This is a genomic window from Balneolaceae bacterium, assembly GCA_034521495.1.
Classification (GTDB): domain Bacteria; phylum Bacteroidota; class Rhodothermia; order Balneolales; family Balneolaceae; genus Rhodohalobacter.
Map to the genome: position 1 here is coordinate 163246 of JAXHMK010000010.1, position 25371 is coordinate 188616.

The following is a 25371-nucleotide window of genomic DNA, read 5'->3' on the forward strand; positions in this document are numbered from 1 at the left end:
CAAGTTTTCTAATTTATTCTTCATCATGATCCCATTATTACTACTATCAGCTTGTGGGGAAAATACCGGTGGAGATACAGCATCTGTAGATCCGGGAGCCCCTCCGTCACTGACCGGTGGAGAGGGAAAAATTATTGTAGAGCTTACAGATCAACAGGCCGAAATGCTTGATATCAATCATTATACGGTCTCACTTGAAAATTTTTCTTTTGAAATAGGAGCACCGGGCCAGGTTTATGGTGCACCGGAAAGAATATCTGTAGTGAGTGCTCCAATAAATGGAAGAATAGCAAGGATCTATGTTCATGAAGGTGAGCGTGTTGAAAAAGGAGAGCCGCTTCTTGAGTTAGAAAGTCTTGAGTTTGCAAATCTGGTAGCTGATTACCTGGAGGCTAAAGCCGAAATTGCTTACCAGGAACAACAGGTCGAACGTCTGCAATTTTTAACAGAAGAGAAAATAAGTCCTCAAAGAACCTTAGAACGGGCACAGGCAGATCTTTTTAGAGCTCAAACAACACTCAGTGCTTCCATTGCCAGGTTAAGAGCGGTTGGGTTAACTGATAATGTGATGGAGAAGTGGAATCCCCGAACTTCAGCTCCAAATTCCAGGCTCACTGTTTATGCGCCGATCTCCGGTGTACTAAACAGACATCTCATTGAACTGGGTGAATCGGTAAATGCATATGAAGAACTTCTTGATATCATTGATAATACAGAGGTGTTGGTGAGAGGTTTTGTATCACCGGCGGACGCCCCATTTATCAGAGAAGGAAGTAGATTGATGATTGCTGAACGATCGGAAGGGGAGGGTTATGGTGCACAACGGATTGAAGCGGAGGTTACGACAGTAAATCCTGCATTAGATGAGACCAATAAATCCATCGTATTAAATACAATTGTAGAAACACAGAATGGCTGGCCAATTGTTGGACAAAATGTACGCTTGAGATACACTGCCGAGCTTAAAGGAAATATGATAAGCATACCACTGAGTGCCGTTCAATACGAAGGTTCAGATGCAACGGTGTTTGTTCAAACTTCTCCACTTATTTACGAAAAACGAACCATACTTATCACTCGCTTAACAGATGATAAAGCGATCATCGAATCAGGTTTGAAAGAGGGAGAACGAATAGCTACAACTCAGGTTTTTAGCCTGAAGGCACTTGAACGCTTTGAAAAATATGCAGACTAACGTCAGGGAGTAGAAATTATGTTAAACAGTATTATAGATTTTAGTTTAAGGCAGAAATTTGTTGCGATCTCACTGGTGATATTGATGGCCGCCGGTGGCATATTTTCACTATCGGATATTCCTATTAATTCCCAGCCGGATGTCACACCGGTTCAGGTACTGGTTATAACGAAAGCCGGACGATATTCACCATATGATGTTGAACGATTGGTAAGTTATCCCATAGAAACGGCTATGAATGGGTTGCCGGATATCAAAGAAGTACGGTCGATATCACAATTTGGTTTGTCTGCAGTAACGATTGAATTTGAAGAGGGGACCGATATCTATTTTGCACGGCAACTGGTTAGCCAGCGTGTTCAAAGCATTGCAGGAGATCTGCCGGGAGGAGTATCTACTCCTCAATTGGGACCCATTTCAACAGCTTTGGGAGAGATTGTTCAGTATGTGGTACGGGGCAATAATCACACACTAACAGAGCTGCGTACAATCCAGGACTGGCTGATTGCACCTCAGTTAAAAACCATTCAGGGTGTAACAGAAATTAACTCATTTGGCGGATTTGTAAAGCAATATGAAGTATCTGTTGACCCGGCCAAACTTCGAAATTTTGGCATTGGGTTAAGAGATCTTACCGATGCGATTGAAAATAATAACAGTGTATCTGGGGGTAACTACCTGGAGCATAACAGGGAACAGTATATAATCAGGGGGTTTGGCCAGATCGGAAGTGTTAAAAACATTGAAGATATTATTGTACAAGAATTAGACAGCCGCCCTATCTATGTTCGCGATGTAGCGACCGTTCAGCTTGGAAGACAACTTCGCCAGGGAGCTGTTACAAAAGATGGCAATGGCGAAATAGTGACCGGAATTGTAATGATGCTTCGCGGTGGGAATGGAAGAGAAGTGATTGCAAACATTGATGAAAAAATTAATGAGGTAAATTCCAGTCTTCCCGAGGGAGTGAGAATCGAAAAATTTTATGATCAATCAGATCTTGTAGATCGAACCACAGATACAATAATTACTAACCTTGTAGAGGGTGGATTCTTTGTAATTGCAGTTTTACTTTTGCTGCTTGGTGAAATTACGGGTGCTTTAATTGTTGCTTCTGTAATTCCACTATCTATGCTCTTTGCCTTTATAGGGATGGACCAATTGGGACTGGCAGCTAACTTGATGAGTCTTGGCGCTATTGACTTTGGAATGGTTGTTGATGGCTCCGTAGTAATGGTTGAAAATATAGTAGACAAACTCAATCATGACAGATCTGATAAATCCAGGTTGCTTGTGATACGTGAGGCAGCACATGAAGTAGCTCGTCCTATCTTTTTTGGTGTGTTAATTATTTTGATGGTTTATGTACCCATTATGACATTTTCAGGCATGGAAGGAATACTATATCGCCCCATGGCTATAACTGTATCAACAGCAGTATTTGGTTCTCTGATTTTAGCACTGGTTTACATTCCGGCCATGACAGCAATTGTATTTAGTAAAGGTATAAAAGTTCGGAAAAATTATGTTATCAACTGGCTCAAACCGGTCTACGAGAAATTTCTTAAAAAAAGTCTGAACAAAAAAGCGATAACCGTCAGCTCGGCCATCGTGGTATTTATTGCATCAATGATAGTGATGCCTTTCCTTGGAACTGAATTCTTACCTGAACTGGATGAAGGCTCTATTTTAATTGAACAAGTTCGTATGCCTTCAGTCACCTTAGACGAATCCGTAGAAAATGCCAATTGGCTTGCAGGAAATCTGACTGATAAAATTCCTGAAATTAAATCAGTTGTTCCAAAAACGGGTCGATCAGACTTAGCAAATGATTGGATGGGTGTGCATCAAACAGATGTATGGGTCATTTTAAACCCCCGGGAAGAATGGCGGGATGGCATAACAAAAGAGGATATTATAGACGAGATTAGGCCCTATCTCGAGACAGAACCGGGACTTTCATATAACTTTACCCAGCCGATTGCAATGCGGGTAGATGAACTTACAAGCGGAGTAAAATCGGATATAGCAGTGAAAATATTCGGTGAAAACCTGGACACTCTCAACTCTATTGGTGCAGAAATATCAGGGGTTTTGAACTCAGTTGAGGGCACGGATAATTTTTATTTGGAGCAGAGCAGTGGGCAGCCATATTTCAATATAGAAATTGACAGGGAAGCCGTAGCATCATACGGTTTGAACGTCAATAATATCCAGCACACTATTGAAACCGGAATCGGAGGAAGTTCAGCCGGACAGATTTTTGAAGGACAAAGGAGGTTTGATATTATTGTTCGGCTTCCTGAAAATCTTCGTAATCGATTTCAGGATATTATGGACGTGCCCATTCAATTGCGGGATGGTGGATATATACCGTTAAAGCAAGTTGCAAATATTTATGCTGAAGAAGGACCAAGAGAAATTGCACGTGAAAATGGTTGGAGACGTACTATTCTTGGAATCAATATAATTGATATTGACACAGGTACTTATGTGGCTAACCTAAGGGAAACAATCAATAAAAATGTTCATATCCCCGCCGGGTATTTTATACAATATGGAGGTGCGTTTGAAGATCAGCAGCGCGCAATGAATCACCTGTTAATTGTAGTTCCAATTTCACTGTTAATCATTCTGGGATTACTCTATATGATGTTTGGTAAATTCAGGTTCACCATGCTCATTTTCTTAAATCTGCCGATTGCACTTTCTGGAGGCGTTTTTATACTTTGGATTCGCGGATTGTATCTATCTGTATCAGCAAGTATAGGTTTTGTTGCACTCTTTGGCGTTGCAGTTTTAAATGGCATTGTGCTTATCTCACACTTAAATGATTTACGTAAAGAGGGAGTTGGTTTGAAACAAGCCGTAATTAAAGGATCAAGTGACAGGTTACGCCCGGTTCTGATGACAGCACTTGTAGCAGGCCTGGGTTTTATCCCTATGGCCTTTAATGTCGGACCCGGATCTGAAGTACAAAGGCCCCTGGCTTCTGTAGTTATTGGAGGCTTAATTACATCTACATTATTAACACTTCTGGTTCTGCCAACAATCTATCACTGGATGGAAAAGGGGAAAGAGCTTGTACATGAAAAGGAACTGTTCTAAATCAGCCTGAAAAATGAATGGAGCTCATTTACATCTTGTCTTAAATCACTTTCCAATATTTAGTACACTATTTGGAATTGTAATTATTTCATGGGGTTTGCTTAAAAAATTACCACAAGTTCGAAAGGTAGGTCTTGTACTTTTAATACTTGGAGCAATGATGAGTTATGTTGCTATAGAAAGTGGGGAAGCAGCTGAAGAACAGATAGAGGAGAGTTCTATATCCATTTCTCATGAAAGTATTCATGATCATGAAGAAGCCGCAGAAATAGCCTTTTGGTTCTCCATTATTATGGGTGGATTGGGAATCATTATCCTTGTATCAACCAATGTAAATATTCGTTTAGAAAAAACATTGTATGGGGTCTTAATAATAACTGCTGTTCTTACGCTCCTCATTCTGATCTTTACAGCTTACAAAGGAGGGGAAATTCGCCATAACATAGAGTTAAGTAATATTGAATTATTTGACTCAAATATTGGCTTTTAATCCCGTTTGTGAATGTTAGGCACTTCCTCAAGGTAACTAAACCGGTAAGGCAGAATTTTTTCGCCATAACGCTCTGTATAAATTTGTGTAAATACAGCTCCGATCAGTACCACAAGAATATTATAATAAACCCAAATGATGAAAATGATAAGAGAGCCGGCCGCTTTATAGGCCGTGGCAATTCCTGCCGATGTGAAATAGTAAGAGATCAGGTATTTACCTATCAGAAAAAGAATGGTGGTTACCAGGCCACCAACTACAACATCTTTTAATTTTGCCTGAATGTCCGGAAGAATACTGAAAATCGCTGTGAATGCGATGGTAGCTATAACAATTGTTGAGATTTGAGAAATCACCTTATAGTAATCGAGTCCAAAGCTGGGTAAAAAATCAACTAACCAGGTACCAATTGTTCCAAGCGCCGCTTCTGCAATAAGAGAGAGGACTAAAAGAATACTAAAAAGTAAAATCATTCCGAATGAGAGGAGCCTGTTAAACAGAAAATTCCAGACCGAATTCATTTTTACCTCTTTTACATTCCAGATTCTGTTGAGGGCCATTTTTAGTTCCCCCACTACGGTCGTTGCACCAAAAATTATGGCAAGTATTGCAAGAATTGTTGTAAATAAACCGCCCTCTCCCAAATTTAGTTGCGAGAGATATTGATTCATGTTGTTAATAACCGATTTATCCAGAAAATCACCACCCAGGTATTGAATCTGTTCGATAATCATCTGTTCACTTAAGAAAATTCCACCGAGATAGAGAAGCAAAATCAAAATGGGAGCGAAAGAGAAGATGGTGTAAAAAGCGATTGCGGCACTAAAGGTGAAAATCTCATCCTCAACAGCTTTGTTTATTGTAGCGACAATCAGACGCCAGGTATCTCTCAATAATATTTTCATTTCAAAAAATAGAATTTAAAACTGTTTCAAGTTCTTCCTCTGTATTATAGTAGTGAGGTGAAATTCTTATAAAACCCTGACGGGCAGAAATTGTAATATTTTTTGTTTTGAGTTTTGCCACGATATCCTCCGCCGATTGGCGATTGCAAATTTTAAAAGTAAATATTCCCGCATGATTTTTAACTGATGTGGGTGTTAAAATTTCAACATCATTCCTGTGCGACACATTCGAGAATAAAAAATCCGTGTGTTGTAAAATCTCAACCTCAATCGTTTCAATTCCTGTTTCCAGGAGATTTTTGAGGGATGCATGTAACCCAACGATTCCTGCTGTATTATAGGTTCCGGTTTCTAAATGTCTGGATATTGGCTGCCATTGCTGGTCAAAATTGGAAAGTTCCCAGGGCACCTCTACTGATAACCAACCGGTTTTGGCCGGTCGGAGTTGTTTTGCGAGATTTTCAGAGAGATATAAAAATCCAATCCCCATCGGGCTCATCAGCCATTTGTGGCAGCCGCTTGCTAACGCATCGATATGGAAATCCTGAACATCAATCGGGCAGGCACCCAGTCCCTGGATTCCATCCACAACGAAGAAGAGATCATTAGCATTACAAATTTCTCCGATTGATTTTAGATCAGCCCTGAAACCATTCAGGTACTGAACAAAACTGATTGATACCATTCTTGTATTGGGTGTGATGGCATCCTCAATCATTTCCGGTGTAATTTGCCCGGCCTCATCTGGTTCGAGGTAGATTATTTTTACACCACGGTTTTCAAGAATTCGAAAAGGCTGAATATTGGATGGAAATTCCATTGTGTTGAGGATGATTTGATCACCATCACTCCATTCAATTCCTTCGGCAACAGCGGAGAGTGCATCTGAGGTGTTCCCCATAAAGGTGATGCGATCTGATGCGCATGAACTAATCAACTCAGAAATCAACTCCCTGGTTTCCTCGGTCAATTCCATCCATTGCTCAAAATTATCGATACCGCCGCTGTTTCTGTCTGCCAGGAATGACTCCAGTGCCAGTTTTACTTTGTCCGACATAGGAGAGATGGCGGCATGATTCAGGTAGATGTGACCTTTTTCAATATGAGGAAATAGCGTTCGAATCTCAGTTTTGTCCATTATTTACTTTTATTGTTCGATTTGAGTTACACCTGCACTGACGGCAAACTTCATCGCTTCGGCTGGATTCATATCAAGTGGAGTAACCTTGGCCGGATCAACAAAAAAAAGATTCCCGGAAAAGGTATAAGAATGAGGAAAATAGACGGCAACACGGTTTTCTAAATTAAAAAGATCGAGGTTTGATTCTGTGATGAAGCCGATTCGATCCACCCCATCCACCAGATTTACAACGACTGGTTTATTGAATTTTTTCTTATTCCCAACAAAGGCTTCCGTAAAATCCTTGAAAGCAGTGTAGATTATTTTTACGAAAGGAGTTTTGGAGATCAGCTTTTCGAAGTATGAAAAGATTGGACGTGAAATAGTCCAGGAAACCGCCAGGCCAAGTAATACAATCAATATGAAGGCACTGAGAATACCCAATCCCGGAATTTGGAAAGGCAGCCATGAAAATAAAAGTGAATTCAGAGTGGCATTCGCCCAGTTAACAATGACAATAATTACATAAAATGTGGCAAATGCCGGGAGGACAAAAAGCAGACCGCGAAAGAAGTAGTTTAATATCTGTTTCATACATTAAATTTTAATGAATAGATGAATATAAGATACAGAACGAATTCCAGTCATGAGAGCTGTAGTTCGGGAATATTGAATATCCAATATAAGAAAGGAATGTTGAAGAGGGCTTTGCATTACTGCCCGTCTGCACGCTGTATGTGCGGGCTGACGGGTTGGGGACACCCATCAGCCGGTAAAACCAACCGACAGATGGGTATTTCAAAGCCTCCTTGAAGTGAGAGTTGTTCAAGATTAGTGATCAATTATTCAGTGTTCGATATTTGTTTGAGTCACCCTTTTTAGGATTTTTAAAACCATATTTTCATGTAATTCGGATGAGGTTAAGCGCAAAATTTTCTATTTTATGAAGCTTTAGAAATAATCTGTACGACCTTTATAATATTTATATGTCCACAAAGTCATCCACAGAAATAAGAAACGAGTTTTTTGAATTTTTCAAAGAGAAAGAGCATCTGATTGTAAACAGTGCCCCGGTGGTGCCGAAAGACGATCCCTCGCTGCTTTTTACCAATGCGGGAATGAACCAATTTAAACCGATTTTCCTGGATGAAGAGGAGGGGATTGAAGAAAAAGGAAAACTCTGGAAACGAGCGGCCAATACCCAGCGCTGTATTCGTGTGAGCGGAAAGCACAACGATCTCGAAGAAGTTGGTCATGATACCTACCACCACACGCTTTTCGAGATGCTGGGCAACTGGTCCTTTGGAGATTATTTTAAAGAGGAAGCGATTGAATGGGCCTGGGAACTATTGGTTAACCGATGGGGAATGGAACCGGATCGATTATACGCTACCGTTTTTGGCGGAGATGAGAAAGATGGCCTGCCGGTGGATGAAGAATCAATAGAGCTTTGGAAATCCAAAACATCTATTTCGCCCGATCATATCCTGAAGTTTGGCAAAAAGGATAATTTCTGGGAGATGGGTGAGACCGGACCATGCGGCCCCTGCTCAGAAGTTCATATTGACTTGCGCCCGGATGAAGAGCGCAAAAAGAAACCTGGTTCAGAGATCGTAAATATGGACGACCCGAGGGTGATGGAGATCTGGAATCTCGTATTTATCCAGTATAATCGGCAGGAAGACAGCTCACTCGAAAAACTACCCGCCCGACATGTGGATACCGGAATGGGTTTTGAGCGATTATGTGCCGTTTTACAGGGAAAAAAATCTAATTACGATACCGATATTTTTACACCGATCCTGGACAAAATCTCTGTGCTTTCAGGGGAAAAATATGGTGATGACGAAGAGATAGATATCGCCATGCGGGTGATTGCCGATCACATTCGGGCAGTCAGTTTTTCCATTGCGGATGGGGCTTCGCCATCGAATGAAGGCAGAGGATATGTCGTCCGGCGAATTTTGAGACGTGCTGTTCGATACGGCTGGGACCGGTTGAATTTTGATGCACCATTTATGGGTAAACTTGTTCCCGTTTTAGCTGAGGAGTTTAAGAGTGTATTCCCTGAGCTCCATGCGCAGCAAGAATATGTGCAAAATGTAGTTGTGGCTGAAGAGAAAAGTTTCCTGAATACTCTCGGCCAGGGTATTGAATTGTTTAATGAGATGATTGAGGGGACCGACACACTTTCCGGAGAGGATGCTTTTAAACTACACGATACGTATGGATTTCCAATCGATCTGACTGAGTTGATGGCCCGGGAACAGGGAATTGATGTGGATGTTGAGGGGTTTGATCAGCTTATGAATGAGCAGAAAAAACGAGCTCGGGAAGCCGGTAAATTTTCTTCATCGGAATCAAGTGAAATTGAGTGGAAAGAAATAGCTGATGAAGAGTTTGAATTCGTTGGGTATGATAATCTTGAAGCCGACGTACAGATTACAGCTTGGGCTGAAGATGGAGATGATAAATTACTTCTTCTGAATAAGAGTCCTTTTTATGCTGAATCAGGTGGACAAATTTCTGATTCCGGTGTTCTTGAAAAGAATGGAGCATCAATTAAAGTTTTAGATGTTCAGAAAACATTAGATGGTCATGTTCATTATGTTGATCAACTTCCAAAAGATCTGGGTGGAACCTGGACCGCAAAAGTAGATACGGATCGGCGACAAGAAACGGAAAAACATCACACCGCAACCCACCTGATGCATGCCGCTCTTCGTGAAAACCTCGGCAAGCATGTGGTTCAGAAAGGATCTTTGGTTGAACCGGGCAGGCTCCGGTTTGACTTCTCTCACTTTGAAGCAGTTACAAAAGATGAGTTAAATGAGATTGAGGAGCGAATCAATCAAAAAATACAGGAAAATATTCCGCTTCGGGAGGAACGAGCCGTACCGATTGATGAGGCAAAAAAACGTGGTGCTATGATGCTCTTCGGTGAAAAATATGGCGAAAAAGTTCGCGTGATTACGTTTGATCCGGAATATTCCGTTGAACTTTGCGGTGGAACTCATGTGGACGCAACAGGGAAAATAGGCTATTTTCGGTTTACAAATGAAACATCCGTAGCTGCCGGTATTCGTAGGGTAGAGGCTGTTGTTGGCCAAAGTGCAGATAAATTACTTCGTGAAGAGCATTTACTTGTTGAAAGCCTGAAAGGACTTTTGGGAGATCAAGCTGATCCAAAACAAAGCGTTGAGGAACTTCTGGAAGAAAAAAAGAGATTGGAAAAAGAACTCAAAAAACTTCAGCATCAAAAAGCAGCCGGAAGACTTGACGAAATTCTTGAAAACGGCCAAGGTGTAAATGGCATTAAACTGTTTACTGGACAGCTGGATGGCGGTTCAATGGACCAGCTCAAACAGTCTGGCTATGATGCTCTAAATAAACAGGATGAAAATAGTGTAATCGTTCTGGCTACCGTCAACGAGGAAGAAAACAAGGTTTATCTGCTGGCTGCAATTACGGATGATCTTGTCAGTAAGGGAATGAAAGCCGGGGAATTGGTGTCTGTTTTAGGCAGAACCGTTGGCGGAGGGGGTGGTGGACAACCGAATCTTGCCACCGCCGGAGGGCGTTTTCCTGAAAAAATCTCAGAAGCTTTAAAGGCAGCAAAAGAGTGGATAGAAGATCAGAATTTGTAAAAACCTGTATCAACGAGTCTGTAAACTTCTGAAATTTTGGGTATATTTTGCAACTAATAGAAATTAGAACAGGACATTTTTAGCGAACGTTATGGCGAAGAAAGAAAAGGAAGCTATTTTTGCGCCCGTAGGCCTGAAGAATAGTAACAACGGTAAAATAGACAAGTCAGTAGATCTGCCGGATGTCACAAAGAAAAAGCATGATGATTTAGGTCTATCTGATGACGATGTCGTAGAGATGTTCGAATTGATGTATTTGCAGCGTCGGTTTGAAGAACGGGCAATGCAGATGTATCAGAAGGGTAAGTTTGGAGGATTCCTTCACCTATATATAGGACAGGAAGCGGTTTCCACTGGAACTGTGTTTGCTTTGAATGACGATGACGATATTATCACCGCTTATAGAGATCATGGATGGGGACTTGTCCGGGGTGTGACAGCGAAAGAGGGTATGGCCGAATTGTATGGTAAAACAACAGGTTGTTCGAAAGGTAAAGGCGGATCGATGCACTTTGCCAAAGCTGAAAATCATTTCTGGGGTGGCTACGGAATTGTAGGAGGACATATTCCCATAGGTGGTGGAATTGCTTTTGCAAATAAATTCCAGGAAAACGACCGCGTAACTGCTTGTTTCCTTGGAGATGGCGCCGTTGACCAGGGTTCACTGCATGAAACGCTGAATATCAGTCAGCTGTGGAAATTACCTTGCATCTATGTTGTGGAAAATAATGGATATTCGATGGGAACAGCCGCCCGAAGACATACAGTGGGTGAGATTCATGAACGGGCTAAAGGTTATGGAATGAAAAGTGCTGTCTTTAACGGAATGGATGCCTTTACTGTATATGAAAATATAAAAGAGATAGCTGAAAATGTTCGAAAAGAGGGCGAACCATATTTTGTAGAGATCAGAACCTACCGATATCGCGGGCACTCTATGTCTGATCCCGGCACATATCGAACCAAAGAAGAGTTGCAGGAGTACCAAAATGTGGATCCGATTGAACGAATGAAATCTTATCTATTGGATGAAAAAATCGTAAAGCAGAAAAAAATTGATGAAATCCAGGATCGAATAGAAGACGAAGTTCTTGAAGCGATTGATTTTGCCGAGGAATCAGATCTTCCTGAAGATGAGGCACTTTATGAGGATATGTTTACGGGTACGCCTTACATTCATGACAGACAGTAATGTTCATTAATTAATTGACAGCTAACCAACGATAATTATTAAGAAATAACAGAATGGCCGAGTTACAATTTAGAGAAGCAATCCGTGAAGCAATTGATGAAGAGATGTCTCAGGATGAAAATGTATTCATCATGGGAGAAGAAGTTGCTGAGTACGATGGCGCGTATAAAGTTACGGAAGGCCTTCTCGATAAATATGGTTTAAAAAGAGTGATTGATACCCCTATTTCTGAACTTGGATTTTCAGGAATCGGAATTGGGGCAGCTATGAATGGTTTACGCCCTATTGTTGAGTTTATGACATGGAATTTTGCTGTACTTGCTGCCGATCAAATTTTAAATCACGCCTCAAAAGTAAAATATATGCTGGGTGGACAGGTGAGTGTTCCAATTGTTTTCAGAGGGCCTAATGCATCCGCCGGACAGCTTGGTGCCACTCACTCTGTAGCGTATGACTCCATGTATGCTCAATTTCCCGGATTAGCCGTGATCTATCCCTCTGAGCCTGATGATGCAAAAGGATTGCTGAAATCAGCTATTCGAAGTGATGATCCCGTAATTTTTATGGAATCAGAACAGATGTATGGTTTGAAAGGGGAGGTTTCCGAGGAGGATGATTACACCATTGAAATTGGGAAGGCAAAAGTGAAGCGTGAAGGTGATGACGTTACTGTAGTTGCCACCGGAAAGATGTACCACATTGCAAAACAGGCAGCAAATGAGTTGTCAAAAGATGGTGTGGAGATGGAGATCATCGATCCGAGAACAATCAAGCCGTTCGATATTGAAACGATTATTCAATCTGTTAAAAAAACCAACCGGTGTGTAGTTGTAGATGAAGCACATCCATTTGGCGGAATGGCATCAGAAGCTGGATTTTTGATCCAGCGCGAAGCCTTTGATTACCTGGATGCACCAGTACAACGAGTAACATTACCAGATGTAAGTGCCCCGTTTTCTAAAAAACTGTTTGATCTCTGGTTACCTGATGCCAAGCAAGTGATTGATGCCGTAAATGCAGTTACGTATCGGAATTAAATTTATCATATACTTAAAGGATAGCGCAAGCGTCTCGCTTGTGCTCCTTTCCAACTTTTTGTTTGGCAACAAGCGGGACGCTTACGCCATCAAGAAATAAATTTTGGGATATTATGCAATCATTCATACTCTTTTTGAGATTTGAGATTTGAGATTTGAGATTTGAGATTTGAGATTTTTTTCGTGTTTTGGTGTTTTCGTGGCTATAAAGTAAGCGATATGTGATTCCACTTATAAATTGGCACAAGCGGGACGCTCGCGCCATTAATAATTAACACTTTTCACTTTTGCCTTTTGCGTTTTCACTTAATATTGTACCAGAAGAATTTAACACTGAGTTTAAATCGATACTAAACCAAATTTGAAGAACGAATACTATGGCTGTAAAAATTGAGATGCCTAAACTTAGCGATACCATGGAAGAAGGGGTTATCGCAAAATGGAATGTTGAAGAAGGGGACGAAGTAAGTTCCGGGGATGTAATTGCCGAGGTAGAAACGGACAAAGCCACGATGGAAGTGGAAGTGTTCGATGATGGCACAATTCTCAAAATTCTTGCCAAAGAGGGGGATGCTATTCCGTTGGGCGGATTGATAGCCGTAGTGGGTGAAGAAGGTGAAGATATCAGCGATATTCTTGACGAGGCAGAAGGTGATAAAGAGCCTGAAAAAGCTGAAGTTGAAGAGGAGAAAGAAGAAGTAGATGAGAAGGAAGAAAAATCAGAGAAAAAAGAAGCACAGAAAGAAGAAAAAGCACCACCGGCACCTACAGGGAATGGACGAATTAAAGCCTCTCCGCTTGCACGAAAAATGGCTGAAGATAAAGGTATTGATCTAAATCGTGTGGAGGGATCAGGTCCCGAAGGGCGAATCATCAAACGAGATATTGAAGATTTTAAGCCGGCTGCTGCTCCTGCTACTCAGATACAGTATACATCAGAGGAGGATGAGGACGTGAAGATCTCTCAGATGAGGAAGACCATTGCTCGTCGTCTTGCTGAGAGCAAATTTACAAATCCGCATTTCTATGAGACAGTTGATATCGACATGGAGCATGCCATTCAGGCCCGGGATCGTCTGAATGAGATCAGTGAAGTGAAGATCAGTTTCAATGATATCGTTGTGAAAGCCTGTGCAGCTGCCCTTCGAAAACATCCATATGTAAACTCATCATGGATGGATGATGTAATTCGACAGCACGGCGATGTAAATATAGCCGTTGCCGTTGCAATCGAAGAGGGCTTAATGACTCCGGTGATCAATCATGCAGATAAGAAAAATCTGCGTCAGATCTCAACCGAAACACGAGAGCTTGCCGGCCTTGCAAAAGAGAAAAAATTGCAGCCTGAGCAGATGGAAGGAAGCACATTTACTGTAAGTAATCTCGGAATGTTTGGAATTGAAGAGTTTACTGCGATTATCAATCCACCGAATGTTTGCATTCTGGCTGTTGGAGCGATTCGGGATGTTCCCGTTGTGAAAGATGGAGAAGTGGTTCCCGGAAAACGAATGAAGGTTACCCTTTCAAGTGATCACCGGGTTGTGGATGGAGCCAAAGCGGCCGACTTTCTGAATACATTACGGGAGCTTCTTGAGAATCCGTTGAGTATGCTGCTCTAATGTACGCCGGACAGCCTGTCCGGCACCACATCTGTTGTTCTGGCAAAGAAGGAAGTTTGAGGGTTGATTGATATTCGGCCATCCTGATTCACACCCATCAATAGGCATGAGTTAATCAGTAACGGGCAAGCTGCCCGTTGTACATTGTACGCCGGACAGCCTGTCCGGCACCACGATCTGTTGTTCTGGCGAAGAAGGAAGTTTGAGGGTTGATTGATATTCGGCCATCCTGATTCACACCTATCAACAGGCATGAGTTAATCAGTAACGGGCAAGCTGCCCGTTGTACATTGTACGCCGGACAGCCTGTCCGGCATCACGATCTGTTGTTCTGGCGAAGAAGGAAGTTTGAGGGTTGATTGATATTCGGCCATCCTGATTCATACCCATCAACAGGCATGAGTTAATCAGTAACGGGCAAGCTGCCCGTTGTACGTACGGACAGCCTGTCCGGCACCACCATTTGTTGTTCTGGCGAAGAAGGAAGTTTGAGGGTTGATTGATATTCGGCTATCCTGATTTACACCTATCAACAGGCATGAGTTAAACAGTAACGGGCAAGCTGCCCGTTGTACTTTATTAAAACGGATTTAAAATAATTGTTGAAACCGTATCCGTGGCTAAACTTCCGAAAACTCCAATCCCCCCTTCAACATTATAGATCAGGTTGGGAATTTCTCCGGGGGAGAGGGTGGAGCCACCCAGTTGAACGTTCTGCGATCTCACGAGATCAGCAATATTTTTATCGACGGATTGTGTGACAATTCGGGTTTCGCCATAAAAGGCAACTCCTATCCATGGGAACTTCAGTCGTATTGTTTCATCATCATTTCGGGAAAAACTCTCTTCATTGATCAAACCGGAAGAATTTACCTGGAAATCTGAAAGTTCAACATTATCATCATCTAAAGCTGCAAAATAAAAAGGTGTCATGTTATCCAATCTTGCATGGAGAGCTATAGCAGTAAACACAAATATATTCTGTGGTTGTGTTTTTTCAGTGGGTGAGAGTACTAATTCGAACTGACTACCCTGATAGACGATCGTTTCGGGAATCTCATTGATCACCTCAAAATCATCCGGTATAGTTGTTGATGTCTGGATGACTTCAGGCCGGTCATCAAAACTAACATCCAGCCGATAGGTTCGGGTTGGCAACATTCTGTGATTCTGATTTAACGGTACATACTTTTCCTTTTCATTATTAAAGTTATATCCAAAAACCTCTTCATCTGAATCACTATCATCAAGCAGAACAATTTGAACATCGGCATTATTGAGTACCAATTCGGATGCATTATACTCTTGATCAGTTCGGGCGGTAGTTCGCACAAATACATCCGGCAGTGAGTCATTCGCCACTGCATAACTTTCTACCACCACATACTCTTTAAAAGAGTCCTGTTCGTACTGTTCACAGGCAGAAATAAGTAAAAGTAATGGTAGGAGTAAGTAAAGCTTTTTCATTTGTTTAAAAATTTACAGTGTATGAAATGGAGGGTAAAATAGGTAACAGGGTAACCTCTGTTCGTTCAAGTGGATTCTCATCAAAATCGTAATTGTAAAACCACACATTTCGTCTTGAGTAGACATTTATCACCTGGAATTGCCACTCTGCTTCTCCAAGATTAAAAAATGTTCCCTGCCGGCTGAATGAAAGATCGAGCCGATGGTAGGATGGGAGTCGCGACGCATTAATTTTTCCAACCACAAAAGCATCTCTGTCTGAATTATCCCAGGGGAGATTTGCAAATTGTGTTCTGCCGGTCGGTTCGGTATAAGCCTGTCCGGTTGCATAGCTAAATACCGCTGTTGCTTTCCATCTCGAAGAGAGTTTCATCGATCCTGATATATTCAGATCGTGCGTTCGATCGTATTTCGGTGGATAAAATCGGGCATTTGTCGGATCATCCAGCACGGGTGCATTAAATCCCGGAAATTTGCGTCTTGTAATTCCATACGTATAGCCCAGGAAACCGGTAAAACGGCCCACTTTCTTTTCGAAAAACAGCTCGGCACCATATGCATATCCATCACCAAATCGGAACAGGTCGGGATAATCCTGACCGGCTGCATCATTCAAAAAAGGATCCAGTTCAAAAAGATCCCGCATGGTCCGGTAATAAAGTTCTACATCCAGTCCATAGCCTTCAAACGGAATGGTTTTGGCACCCAGCACAAATTGATCACCATAAGCGGGTGCCACGTCATCGTCGGAGGTTAACCACAGATCAAACCCGGAAAATGCTTCATTGGTAATAAGCGTGAGATATTGATTGTATCGGCCATAGGCTGCCTGAAGTCGAATTCGTGATGTGGGTCTGTATTCTGCGGAAAGACGGGGTTCAAGCCGAACATAATCACCTTCTGAAAACGCATTGAGTCGCACCCCGCCATTAAATATCAACTGGTCTGAAGGCCTCCATTCATCCTGTATAAATGCAGACAGGTAATTCGATTCAATTCGTTCCCGAAAGGTATCCACATTGTCGAACCTGTCACGGAATTTCAGAGTCAGGTTACCGGCCCAAATTCCTGTTTTAAATGTATGTTTTTCATTTGGAAGATATTCCAGGTCTGCTTTAAGGGATAAGTCATTGATATTGTTATTTCGTTCAAAGGGTGTTCCGGCAATTTTAAATTCAGGTTGATTAAAATATCGTGAACCGGTTGCTGTGAAGGAGCCAAACAACTTGTCGTTAAAAATACGGCGCCATTTTGTAGTAAGTGTTTGATTTCCATACTTGAGAAAAATCTTAGCATCTTCCTGAAAGGGAATCGTAACATTGTCATTTCCCGTGTAGAAAGCCAGTGATAGCCGATCGTTTGGAGTAGCATCAAAGTTGATCTTTCCATTTATATCGTAGAAGTAAAATTTATCAGGAACATTATCTACGGTTTGCCGAAGAGCAGCTAACAGCGGCTCCAGTGTAGATCTTCGAACGGCCAGCATCCATGATCCCTTACTGTATGGACCCTCAATCGATGCCCTGGAAGAGAGCAGGCCCAGGCTGACCGATCCCTCCGTTTCATTTCTATTTCCATCTTTGTTGAAAATTGTCAGAACCGAACCGATTCTGCCTCCATACTCAGCCGGATAACCTCCTTTGTAGAGTCGAACATCTTTTACGGCGTCGGGATTGAAGGTTGAGAAAAAGCCAAAAAAGTGAGAGGGGTTATAAACGGTGGTTTCGTCTAACAAAATTAAGGTTTGATCGGGACTTCCGCCGCGAATGTACAAACCGCTTGAAAAGTCTGATGCCGCTTTCACACCGGGCAGGAGTTGCACGGAACGAAAAACATCCGGCTGCAGTACCGAGGGCAGTTCTTTTACCATCTCAATATCCACTTGTGCTGTACCGATATTGCGTTGTTCCTCCTGCTCTGCATCGGATTCTACATAGATCGCTTCCATTTCCACACCTTCGGGAATGAGTTCAATATCCAGTCGAAGGCTTTCTCCCGCTTCAAGTTCAATCTCCCGGTTAAAACGCCGGTACCCGATGTAGCTGGCCGATAGAGTATAGACGCCGGGCGGAATATTGGTAATTGTGTAATAACCGGAGGTATTTGAAGAAGTACCTCGATTGACCTCCATCAGAGCAACATTTGCCATGAGCAGTGTTTCACCGGTTTCGCTATCGGTAATATATCCGTTCACAGAAGCTGTTTCTTGTGCAGATGCAAATGCACACGGAATAAATAAAAATGTGATGAATAGCAGTGCTTTTAACTTCACGAAGGGTATTTATATTTAATTTAGATCAATTCTCTCACACGTTTTACAACATAAAAAGTTTTTAGATAGTATCTGATTATTGGAATATTAATATCAGCGATTTCGTTTCCTTTTTTAGGATTTGGTTAATGGTTATTGGTATAATTGTTAATTGGGAAGAAGATGTAGATCATTAAAAAAATACGAATATTCTATGATACGATTAACGATTACACTACTACACAAATAACCAAATTTCTGAATACGATTCTCCATTAAAAACCGTTATATTGTGCTATGTCAGAAAGGAAAATGAAGTATTCCGATTTCTGATATTGTTCATTGACATTTTGGGGGTGTACCGGATTCGACGGGTTGAGTACAATTGCAGGCTGCATGCCGAGATTGACCGATGAATCTCGTAAAACATTCATCATGGATAAAAAGTAGTTGACAACAATTACTCATATAGATTAGCTGCGTAAGCAGCTTTTCCGTTCCTTTGGGGACTTGCCAGTAGGACCCATCGCGAGCGCCGATAAAACTGGCTTTTCCGAAGCGCATGTCTGTTGCGTGGCTGGAGAAACTTAATACAGAATAGGTTGAAGTTGCTTTGCTATTGAGCATTGCTTCATCCGAAACCTAATCAATAGCTAAGCATGTAGATGCTTGACGATTTACCTTCCCGGACCGGGGTTCGACTCCCCGCACCTCCACTCATTTAAAAAGCCCTCGCCAATAGTGAGGGCTTTTTTTATATAAAAAATTTTTGAAGAAGGCTTTTTATATTCTACGCATCCGAATTTTTTCCTTTGTTATCGTAAAAAAAATCAAAGGGTTATTATCTCTTTCGTACATTTTTAATGCTTTTCTAATATTTTTAAAAATCTCCTTATAATCGTTTTTATGATATCTTAATAGTATCACGGAACAACTGCGAATGTTATGTGCGAATACCAACTCTCCGAAGTCTTTATCTTCAGTTAGTAAAATGGCTTTATTTTTTTCCACAACTTCAATGACTTCTCTGTCATTGATACCGGGACTGTGATCTCTGATTGAATAGAATTCGTACTCAAGTCCATTAAGCATATTAATGAGTACCTGATCAACATTTTCATCAATCACAATCATAGTTCATGAATAAAATAATGACTATGATACAAGAGTATCCTCATTGGCAATAATTTCTGCTGCGTACTCCAAGGCTGCTAATATTTGCTCTCTTTTTAGATGTGGATAGCTTTTGAGAAGTTCTTCAATATTGTATCCTTTAGCCAATTTTCTCATGATAAGCTCAACAGTAATACGGCTTCCCCTGATGGTGGGTTTTCCCAACATCACTTCAGGATCTCTGACTATGTATTTTTTATAATTCATGGCAAGAATATTTTTCATCAAAGGATCAAGTAGTCAAAATATACATAATCATTATCTGAATACAACAAAAGCTCAACGAGAAGTTACACCGAAATAACTGTGTTCTGTTCTATAAAATATATGAAATCAACTATTTATATAAATTAACAAGTGGAAATTGATAAAACAGATTTAATCTTTTGGTCCATTTTGGGTCAAGCCAAAAGAACAAAGAACATGCAATAAGTTTATATCAAAAAAATGGTGTAAGTCCACCATCTGAGAACTGTTGGATACGAATTTAAAAAACGTTAATTTATTTTAATTATTTATCAAAAATCCCTCTCTATAATAATACAACGTTGGCATGGACAATGTATCTTTAAAAAAACTGAATGCTATTTTTTCAGCTTTTCCAACGGCTCTGGTTATACTCAGAGCTGACGATCCTGATTTTACGGTTGTGGAAGTAAACAATGCCTTTCTTGAAATGACCGGAATGGAGAGGAATACACTTTTGAATAATCCTTTTCTCGAAACAGTTAACAATTATTCAGAAGGAAGATTTGAACCAAATCTGGGTGAACTTTCATCGGCAGTAAAAAAAGTAGTTACAGAAAAGAAACTGATTGAGACTGATATTTTTGAATTCAAATGGGATGGAACGCAAGATTCTGCGAAGAAAAATATCTATTTACAGTTTAAATGTTCTCCCGTTAAGGATGAATATGGGGCCATTGATTCTGTACTTCTGGTTGTTGACGATGTGACCGGTCTGCTCACGGATAGCGAAAAGAGAGTTTCCGATACTGGAAAAATTAAAACCCGGAAAGAGCTGCAGAATCAGAGTGAAGATCTGGAAAAGAAAGCTGCTGTAAACAAAGCTCAATACAAATCGGCCAGCGAGGAACTGGATGATTTCGTGTACTCCGTCTCGCACGATTTACGCGCTCCGTTAAGAAGAATTGATGGCTTCAGTCAAGAGATATTGAATGAGTATGCGGACAAACTGGATGAAACTGGTGCTCACTATCTAAATCGTATTCGACAAGGGGCGCAGGATATGGGTCAGTTAATTGACGACCTGCTCAAACTTTCACGGATTTCCCGTAAAAGCGTTGAAAGAGAAGAAATTGATCTGGGAAATATTGCAAAATCTGTTTTTGAAGAATTGATGGAGTTGGAGCCAGAGCGAAATGTTGATCTTAAGATTGATGATGATTTGATAATCAATGCAGATAAGGGACTGATTAAAGCGATGCTTTCAAACCTGATATCAAACGCTTTGAAATTTACTTCAAACAGGGAAGTTGCCGAGATTCAGATTGGGTCTAAAATGTTAGATGGAGATAAAGTTTTTTATATTTCAGACAACGGTGTCGGGTTTGATCCGTCCTATAAACATAAGCTTTTTAAAGCATTCAGCAGACTTCATTCTCAAAATCAGTTTAGCGGAACAGGAATTGGTTTAGCTACTGTAAAACGAATTATGACACTTCACGGTGGGATGGTTTGGGCTGAAAGTCCTGATGAGAATGGAGCCATATTCTATCTAAAATTTTAATACGTATGTAACATGAAAAAAAGAGAGAACTACATTTTATTGGTCGAAGATAATCCCGATGACGTGGAATTAACTCTCCTCGCATTCAAAAAGAATAATTTTGCGAACGAGATAAAAGTTGTTGAAGATGGTGAGGAAGCAATCGATTTTTTACTTAATGAAAATGAGGAGGGAGTTTCAAAATTTGGCTATCCGGAATTGATTTTACTTGATTTGAAGCTTCCAAAAAAAAATGGCCACGAAGTTTTAAAAGAGATTAAAAGTGAAGATAAAACAAAAAGGATACCCGTCGTTATTTTAACATCGTCTCAGGAAGAGGAAGATATTATAAAAGGGTATGATTTGGGGGCAAACAGTTATGTACGCAAGCCGGTTGACTACAAGGATTTTGTGGATGTAGTCAATAATCTTGGGGTGTACTGGCTTGCTGTTAATAAGAATACACCGTAGAGTTTGTATTCTTTTTTTTGAATATCGGTCACAATGTAAGTATGGAACAACCTTTTCAAATTTTGCTGGTTGAGGACAACCGGGATGACGTGGAATTACTGCAGCTTCAGTTGAAAAAGATGGAGTTGGAGTTTAGTCTTGATGTCGTTGATCAAAAAGCAGATTTTATAACCTACTTCGAAAATAATGAGCCAGATTTAATAATCTGCGATTACAACCTTCCGGGGTTTACAGGAGTAGAAGCACTGGAATATGTGCGGAAACAGAATTTCGAACTGCCTTTCATTTTAATCTCCGGTTATATTGGCGAGGAGAAAGCCGTAGATGCCATGCTAAAGGGTGCGTCTGACTATGTACTCAAAGATAATATTAAAAGGCTGGCCCCGGCAGTAAAACGTGAGATTATACATTTTTGGGAACATAAAAAAACCGAAACAGAACGCGACCAGGCAATTCAGAATCTCAAAGAGCGTGTAAAAGAGCAGAAATGTCTTTATAATATTTCAAGCCTGGACGAGCAAAAGTTGAGCATCAGCGATTTACTTCAAAAGGCCGTTCGCTATCTTCCCGAAGGCTTCACATTTCCGGAGATTACGGAGGCTTCCATTGAGTATGATGGCAAATCTTTTCAAACCCCAAATTATTCAGAAACAGAGTGGTTTTTTTCAGAAACAACCGATAAAACTCAAAATATTTCTCTTACCATAAAAGTTGTTTACCTGGAGGATAAACCGGAATCTGATATCGGTCCTTTTATCGGTGAGGAGCAGAATTTAATCAATTCTATCATTGAAATTCTCTCTTTGAAAATCAATCGGATTCTCGACGAGCAGAAGCTTGACAGAAAACAGGATCTTCTCGAAAAAACATACAATCTGGCCCAAATGGGGAACTGGGAAGTAGATTTGGTTCATTCAGAAATACATTGGTCATTTACAACTAAAAGAATTCATGAAGTTCCGGAAGATTTCGAACCTGACTTAGAAACCGGTATTAACTTTTACAAGGAAGGAAAAGACAGAAAAAAGATTCGGCATTTGATAAACCGTGCAATCGAGAAGGGAGAATCTTTCGATACCGAGCTGAGAATTATTACGGCAAAGAATAATGAAAAATGGATTCGGGTAATCGGTGAATCTGAATTTAAAGATGGCAAGTGTATCCGAATTTTTGGGAGCTTCCAGGATATTGATAATAGAAAACGGGCGGAAATAGCACTACAAGAGAGCGAACAGCGTTTTAAATCACTTGTTCAGGAAGGGCTTGACCTGATTGCAATTATTGATATTGATGGAAACTATAAATATGTAGCACCAACCAGGTACCGCATAGATGAAATGGGCATGCAGCCTGAGGAATACAGAGGAAAAAATGCATTCGAAATTTTCCATGAAGATGATCATGAAAGGCTCAAAAGAGCACTTCGATCGATTCAGCCCTATGAAAGCACAGATTTGGCACCATTCAGGTATAAAACCGATGAGGGAGAGTGGCGATGGATGGAATCAACAATTACAAATTTGACAGAGAATCCAGCCGTAAATGGATTTGTTACCAATTCCAGGGATGTAACGGATCGTATTGAACAGGAAAGAAAACTGCGTGATATTGTAGAACACAGCACGAACATGTTCTACCAGCATGATACAGAGGGCGTTTTAACATATGTAAGTCCGCAATCCAGTGATTTTTTGGGATATTCACCAGAGGAGGCGATTCGGAAATGGACAGATTTTATTACTGATCATCCGCTCAATAAAAAAGGGGAGCAGATAACTCAGCGGGCTATCGATACAGGCGAAATTCAGGAACCTTACGAATTACAATTAAAAACAGCTGATGGGCGGATTATATGGGTTGAAGTAAATGAAGCGCCATTGATTAAAGAGGGAAAAGTTCAGGGTATTGTTGGATCACTGACGGATATTACGGAAAGAAAAGCAGCTGAAGAACTGATTAAAAAGTCAAATGAGAAGTTGAACACGGCCCAGGAGATCGCCAAACTTGGATATTTTGAATTTTATTTTGAATCGGATGAGATCTACTGGTCTGATCAGTCGTACAAGATTTGGGAGTACGACCCCAATGAGATTGAACTCACACTGGATCTTATTTTTGAGAGAATGCATCCTGAGGACAGGGACTATTTTATTAAGCAGCATGAACAAACCGTGAAAACCGGTAAAACATTAAATCTGGAACACCGAATTCAATTTCCGGATGGAAGAATAAAATGGGTTCGGGTGATTGGTGATTTGAAGAGGTCTTCGGAAGGAAAACCTGTTGCAGTAGAAGGAACCGCACAGGATATTACAGATAAAAAATTAGCCGATCTGGAACTCGAAGAGGCATACAATGAGATAGAAACCATTCTTGAAAGTATCGGTGAGGCATTTTTTGCTGTGGATAAAAACTGGACTGTGACCTATTGGAATAATGTAGCCGAAGAGGTATTGCATAGACCCCGAAAAGAAATTCTCGGAAAAAATCTTTGGGATGTATATGAAGATGCCACGGAACTGGAATTTTATACCCAATATCATAAGGCTGTAAACGAAAAAATTACCGTACACTTTGAGGAATTTTATCCAACTCTTGGAAAATGGTTTGAAGTAAGTGCATATCCTTCCGAAAATGGATTGTCTGTCTTTTTCAGAGATATCACAGAGCAAAAGGAAAACCGTGAAAAAATAGAGCGTATTAATGAACGGTTTGAAAAAGTTACGGAAGCCACCAATGATGCGATCTGGGATTTTGATGTTATAGATGATAATCTCTATTGGGGCCGGGGATTTGAGACACTTTTTGGATATGACCTGGATGAAATTTCACCGGATATGGAATTTCTCATTAGCCTGATTCATCCGGAAGATCGTGAGCGAATTTCCCATAAAATTCAGAATTATATGAAGCCGGGTGGAGAACAGGACTGGTTTGAAGAATATCGATTTCAAAAAGCCGATGGAACCTATGCCTATGTGATGGACCGCGCCGTATTTATACGTAATAAAAACGGTAAGGTCACTCGTGTTGTAGGTGCCATGACCGACCTGACCCGTCAAAAAGAGATTGAAGAATCGCTCAAGCAACTCAATATTGAGTTGGAACAACGTGCTGAGGAACTGACTGCCTCGAATGCCGAATTGGAGCAGTTCGCCTATGTAGCTTCCCACGATCTCCAGGAGCCGCTGCGAATGGTTACCAGTTTCCTCACTCAGCTTGATAAAAAGTACAGTGGACAGCTCGATGAAAAAGCTAATCAATATATCCATTACGCCGTAGATGGTGCGCAGAGAATGAGGCAGATTATTTTAGATCTGCTGAACTATTCGCGTTTGAACAGAGATCAGCAGAAGCACGTAGAAACCGATTTGAATGAGATTTTTCAGGAGGTTCAGGCATTAGCACGTTCACGAATTAAAGAAACCGGGGCAACTATTGAATCAGACAGCTTACCGACCCTCGAAGTAAATCCCGTTGCAATCAAACAGGTACTGCAGAATTTACTGAGCAATGCGCTTAAGTACCAAGAGGGTGATACTACACCCCAAATCAATGTGCGTGCGGAGGAGCTGGACACCCACTGGAAGTTTAGTTTTGAGGATAATGGTATTGGTATCAATCCCGAGTTTAAGGATACCATTTTCCAGATTTTTCAGCGTCTGCATACCCGGGATCAATATTCGGGAACCGGAATAGGCCTTGCCATCGCCAAAAAGATCATTGAACGGCACGGCGGCGAAATTTGGGTAGAATCGGAAGAGGGAGAGGGGAGTACCTTCTATTTTACGATTGAGAAATAGTTAGGGAAAGATCCGAGGCTGTCCAAACAAGGATGTCATTCTGAACTTGATTCAGAATCTCCTGTCATTAATAAAGGCTGGAGATACCGGATCGGGGTCCGGTATGACAAAATTTGATTTTATATGCTTTTACTTGTTCCGAAGGTCTCCTTCGGAACACTGTT

Annotated in this window: 18 protein-coding genes and 1 other RNA gene; 11 read left to right on the forward strand and 8 right to left on the reverse strand. The window is 41.0% G+C overall.

The window, feature by feature from the left end; all coding sequences use genetic code 11:
• The first annotated feature begins 25 nt into the window (after positions 1–25).
• From U5K72_09545 to U5K72_09555, 3 genes are read left to right on the forward strand one after another with little or no spacing between them, the layout of a single operon-like run.
• Positions 26–1195 carry an efflux RND transporter periplasmic adaptor subunit gene (locus tag U5K72_09545; protein ID MDZ7719046.1) on the forward strand — a complete coding sequence of 390 codons (1170 nt, stop codon included), beginning with the start codon at positions 26–28 and terminating at the stop codon, positions 1193–1195.
• An 18-nt stretch (positions 1196–1213) separates the two neighbouring features.
• Positions 1214–4303: a CusA/CzcA family heavy metal efflux RND transporter gene (locus U5K72_09550; protein MDZ7719047.1), complete on the forward strand. Its 3090-nt coding sequence runs from the start codon at positions 1214–1216 to the stop codon at positions 4301–4303.
• 13 nt (positions 4304–4316) lie between these two features.
• Complete coding sequence (locus tag U5K72_09555) at positions 4317–4793, forward strand: hypothetical protein (protein ID MDZ7719048.1); 477 nt, start codon at positions 4317–4319, stop codon at positions 4791–4793.
• On the opposite strand, the gene U5K72_09560 is transcribed toward U5K72_09555, so the two are convergent.
• From U5K72_09560 to U5K72_09570, 3 genes are read right to left on the reverse strand one after another with little or no spacing between them, the layout of a single operon-like run.
• On the reverse strand, positions 4790–5698 hold the full coding sequence (locus tag U5K72_09560) for a YihY/virulence factor BrkB family protein (GenBank protein ID MDZ7719049.1): 909 nt from the start codon (positions 5696–5698) through the stop codon (positions 4790–4792). The two genes, U5K72_09555 and U5K72_09560, sit on opposite strands and share 4 nt — an antisense overlap.
• Position 5699: 1 nt before the next feature.
• On the reverse strand, positions 5700–6836 hold the full coding sequence (locus U5K72_09565; GenBank protein MDZ7719050.1) for an aminotransferase class V-fold PLP-dependent enzyme: 1137 nt from the start codon (positions 6834–6836) through the stop codon (positions 5700–5702).
• Between the two features lie 9 nt (positions 6837–6845).
• Positions 6846–7412, reverse strand: a complete 567-nt coding sequence (locus U5K72_09570) for a DUF502 domain-containing protein (GenBank protein ID MDZ7719051.1) — start codon at positions 7410–7412, stop codon at positions 6846–6848.
• Between the two features lie 392 nt (positions 7413–7804).
• On the opposite strand from U5K72_09570, the gene alaS reads away from it, so the two are divergent.
• From alaS to U5K72_09590, 4 genes are all read left to right on the forward strand, one after another.
• Positions 7805–10465, forward strand: a complete 2661-nt coding sequence (alaS, locus tag U5K72_09575; GenBank protein ID MDZ7719052.1) for an alanine--tRNA ligase — start codon at positions 7805–7807, stop codon at positions 10463–10465.
• A 91-nt stretch (positions 10466–10556) separates the two neighbouring features.
• A complete protein-coding gene (pdhA, locus tag U5K72_09580) occupies positions 10557–11657 on the forward strand; it encodes a pyruvate dehydrogenase (acetyl-transferring) E1 component subunit alpha (GenBank protein MDZ7719053.1) in 1101 nt (366 codons plus the stop codon).
• A 53-nt stretch (positions 11658–11710) separates the two neighbouring features.
• Positions 11711–12694 (forward strand): pyruvate dehydrogenase complex E1 component subunit beta, encoded by a 984-nt coding sequence (locus tag U5K72_09585; protein MDZ7719054.1) that lies wholly within the window; start codon positions 11711–11713, stop codon positions 12692–12694.
• Positions 12695–13071: 377 nt separating this feature from the next.
• Positions 13072–14313: a pyruvate dehydrogenase complex dihydrolipoamide acetyltransferase gene (locus U5K72_09590; protein ID MDZ7719055.1), complete on the forward strand. Its 1242-nt coding sequence runs from the start codon at positions 13072–13074 to the stop codon at positions 14311–14313.
• A gap of 261 nt (positions 14314–14574) precedes the next feature.
• Here the strand turns inward: U5K72_09590 and U5K72_09595 are convergent, their stop codons facing one another.
• The 3 genes from U5K72_09595 to U5K72_09605 all read right to left on the reverse strand — a co-directional run bounded on the left by U5K72_09595 (position 14575) and on the right by U5K72_09605 (position 18052).
• Positions 14575–14703, reverse strand: coding sequence for a hypothetical protein (locus tag U5K72_09595; GenBank protein ID MDZ7719056.1), 129 nt, complete (start codon positions 14701–14703; stop codon positions 14575–14577).
• 189 nt (positions 14704–14892) lie between these two features.
• Complete coding sequence (locus U5K72_09600) at positions 14893–15780, reverse strand: DUF4249 family protein (GenBank protein ID MDZ7719057.1); 888 nt, start codon at positions 15778–15780, stop codon at positions 14893–14895.
• Between the two features lie 4 nt (positions 15781–15784).
• Positions 15785–18052, reverse strand: a complete 2268-nt coding sequence (locus U5K72_09605) for a TonB-dependent receptor (GenBank protein ID MDZ7719058.1) — start codon at positions 18050–18052, stop codon at positions 15785–15787.
• A 331-nt stretch (positions 18053–18383) separates the two neighbouring features.
• Here U5K72_09605 and ssrA point away from each other — a divergent pair.
• Positions 18384–18750: a transfer-messenger RNA gene (gene ssrA / locus U5K72_09610) on the forward strand.
• A gap of 64 nt (positions 18751–18814) precedes the next feature.
• Here ssrA and U5K72_09615 read toward each other — a convergent pair.
• Positions 18815–19165 carry a DUF5615 family PIN-like protein gene (locus U5K72_09615; protein MDZ7719059.1) on the reverse strand — a complete coding sequence of 117 codons (351 nt, stop codon included), beginning with the start codon at positions 19163–19165 and terminating at the stop codon, positions 18815–18817.
• Positions 19166–19186: 21 nt separating this feature from the next.
• On the reverse strand, positions 19187–19429 hold the full coding sequence (locus tag U5K72_09620; protein ID MDZ7719060.1) for a DUF433 domain-containing protein: 243 nt from the start codon (positions 19427–19429) through the stop codon (positions 19187–19189).
• A 328-nt stretch (positions 19430–19757) separates the two neighbouring features.
• Here U5K72_09620 and U5K72_09625 point away from each other — a divergent pair, with 328 nt between their 5' ends.
• The 3 genes from U5K72_09625 to U5K72_09635 are packed head-to-tail and all read left to right on the forward strand — an operon-like array spanning position 19758 to position 25207.
• The gene (locus U5K72_09625) at positions 19758–20954 is read left to right on the forward strand and encodes an ATP-binding protein (protein ID MDZ7719061.1); all 1197 of its coding nucleotides are present in this window, start codon (positions 19758–19760) and stop codon (positions 20952–20954) included.
• A gap of 12 nt (positions 20955–20966) precedes the next feature.
• A complete protein-coding gene (locus U5K72_09630) occupies positions 20967–21404 on the forward strand; it encodes a response regulator (protein ID MDZ7719062.1) in 438 nt (145 codons plus the stop codon).
• Positions 21405–21445: 41 nt separating this feature from the next.
• On the forward strand, positions 21446–25207 hold the full coding sequence (locus U5K72_09635) for a PAS domain S-box protein (protein MDZ7719063.1): 3762 nt from the start codon (positions 21446–21448) through the stop codon (positions 25205–25207).
• Positions 25208–25371 lie beyond the last annotated feature (164 nt).

Coding starts and splice junctions, on each gene's coding strand:
- U5K72_09545 (MDZ7719046.1), top strand. CDS start 26: ATGATCCCATTATTACTACTATCAGCTTGTGGGGAAAATACCGGTGGA.
- U5K72_09550 (MDZ7719047.1), top strand. CDS start 1,214: ATGTTAAACAGTATTATAGATTTTAGTTTAAGGCAGAAATTTGTTGCG.
- U5K72_09555 (MDZ7719048.1), top strand. CDS start 4,317: ATGAATGGAGCTCATTTACATCTTGTCTTAAATCACTTTCCAATATTT.
- U5K72_09560 (MDZ7719049.1), bottom strand. CDS start 5,698: ATGAAAATATTATTGAGAGATACCTGGCGTCTGATTGTCGCTACAATA.
- U5K72_09565 (MDZ7719050.1), bottom strand. CDS start 6,836: ATGGACAAAACTGAGATTCGAACGCTATTTCCTCATATTGAAAAAGGT.
- U5K72_09570 (MDZ7719051.1), bottom strand. CDS start 7,412: ATGAAACAGATATTAAACTACTTCTTTCGCGGTCTGCTTTTTGTCCTC.
- alaS (MDZ7719052.1), top strand. CDS start 7,805: ATGTCCACAAAGTCATCCACAGAAATAAGAAACGAGTTTTTTGAATTT.
- pdhA (MDZ7719053.1), top strand. CDS start 10,557: ATGGCGAAGAAAGAAAAGGAAGCTATTTTTGCGCCCGTAGGCCTGAAG.
- U5K72_09585 (MDZ7719054.1), top strand. CDS start 11,711: ATGGCCGAGTTACAATTTAGAGAAGCAATCCGTGAAGCAATTGATGAA.
- U5K72_09590 (MDZ7719055.1), top strand. CDS start 13,072: ATGGCTGTAAAAATTGAGATGCCTAAACTTAGCGATACCATGGAAGAA.
- U5K72_09595 (MDZ7719056.1), bottom strand. CDS start 14,703: ATGGGTATGAATCAGGATGGCCGAATATCAATCAACCCTCAAACTTCC.
- U5K72_09600 (MDZ7719057.1), bottom strand. CDS start 15,780: ATGAAAAAGCTTTACTTACTCCTACCATTACTTTTACTTATTTCTGCC.
- U5K72_09615 (MDZ7719059.1), bottom strand. CDS start 19,165: ATGATTGTGATTGATGAAAATGTTGATCAGGTACTCATTAATATGCTT.
- U5K72_09620 (MDZ7719060.1), bottom strand. CDS start 19,429: ATGAAAAATATTCTTGCCATGAATTATAAAAAATACATAGTCAGAGAT.
- U5K72_09625 (MDZ7719061.1), top strand. CDS start 19,758: ATGGACAATGTATCTTTAAAAAAACTGAATGCTATTTTTTCAGCTTTT.
- U5K72_09630 (MDZ7719062.1), top strand. CDS start 20,967: ATGAAAAAAAGAGAGAACTACATTTTATTGGTCGAAGATAATCCCGAT.
- U5K72_09635 (MDZ7719063.1), top strand. CDS start 21,446: ATGGAACAACCTTTTCAAATTTTGCTGGTTGAGGACAACCGGGATGAC.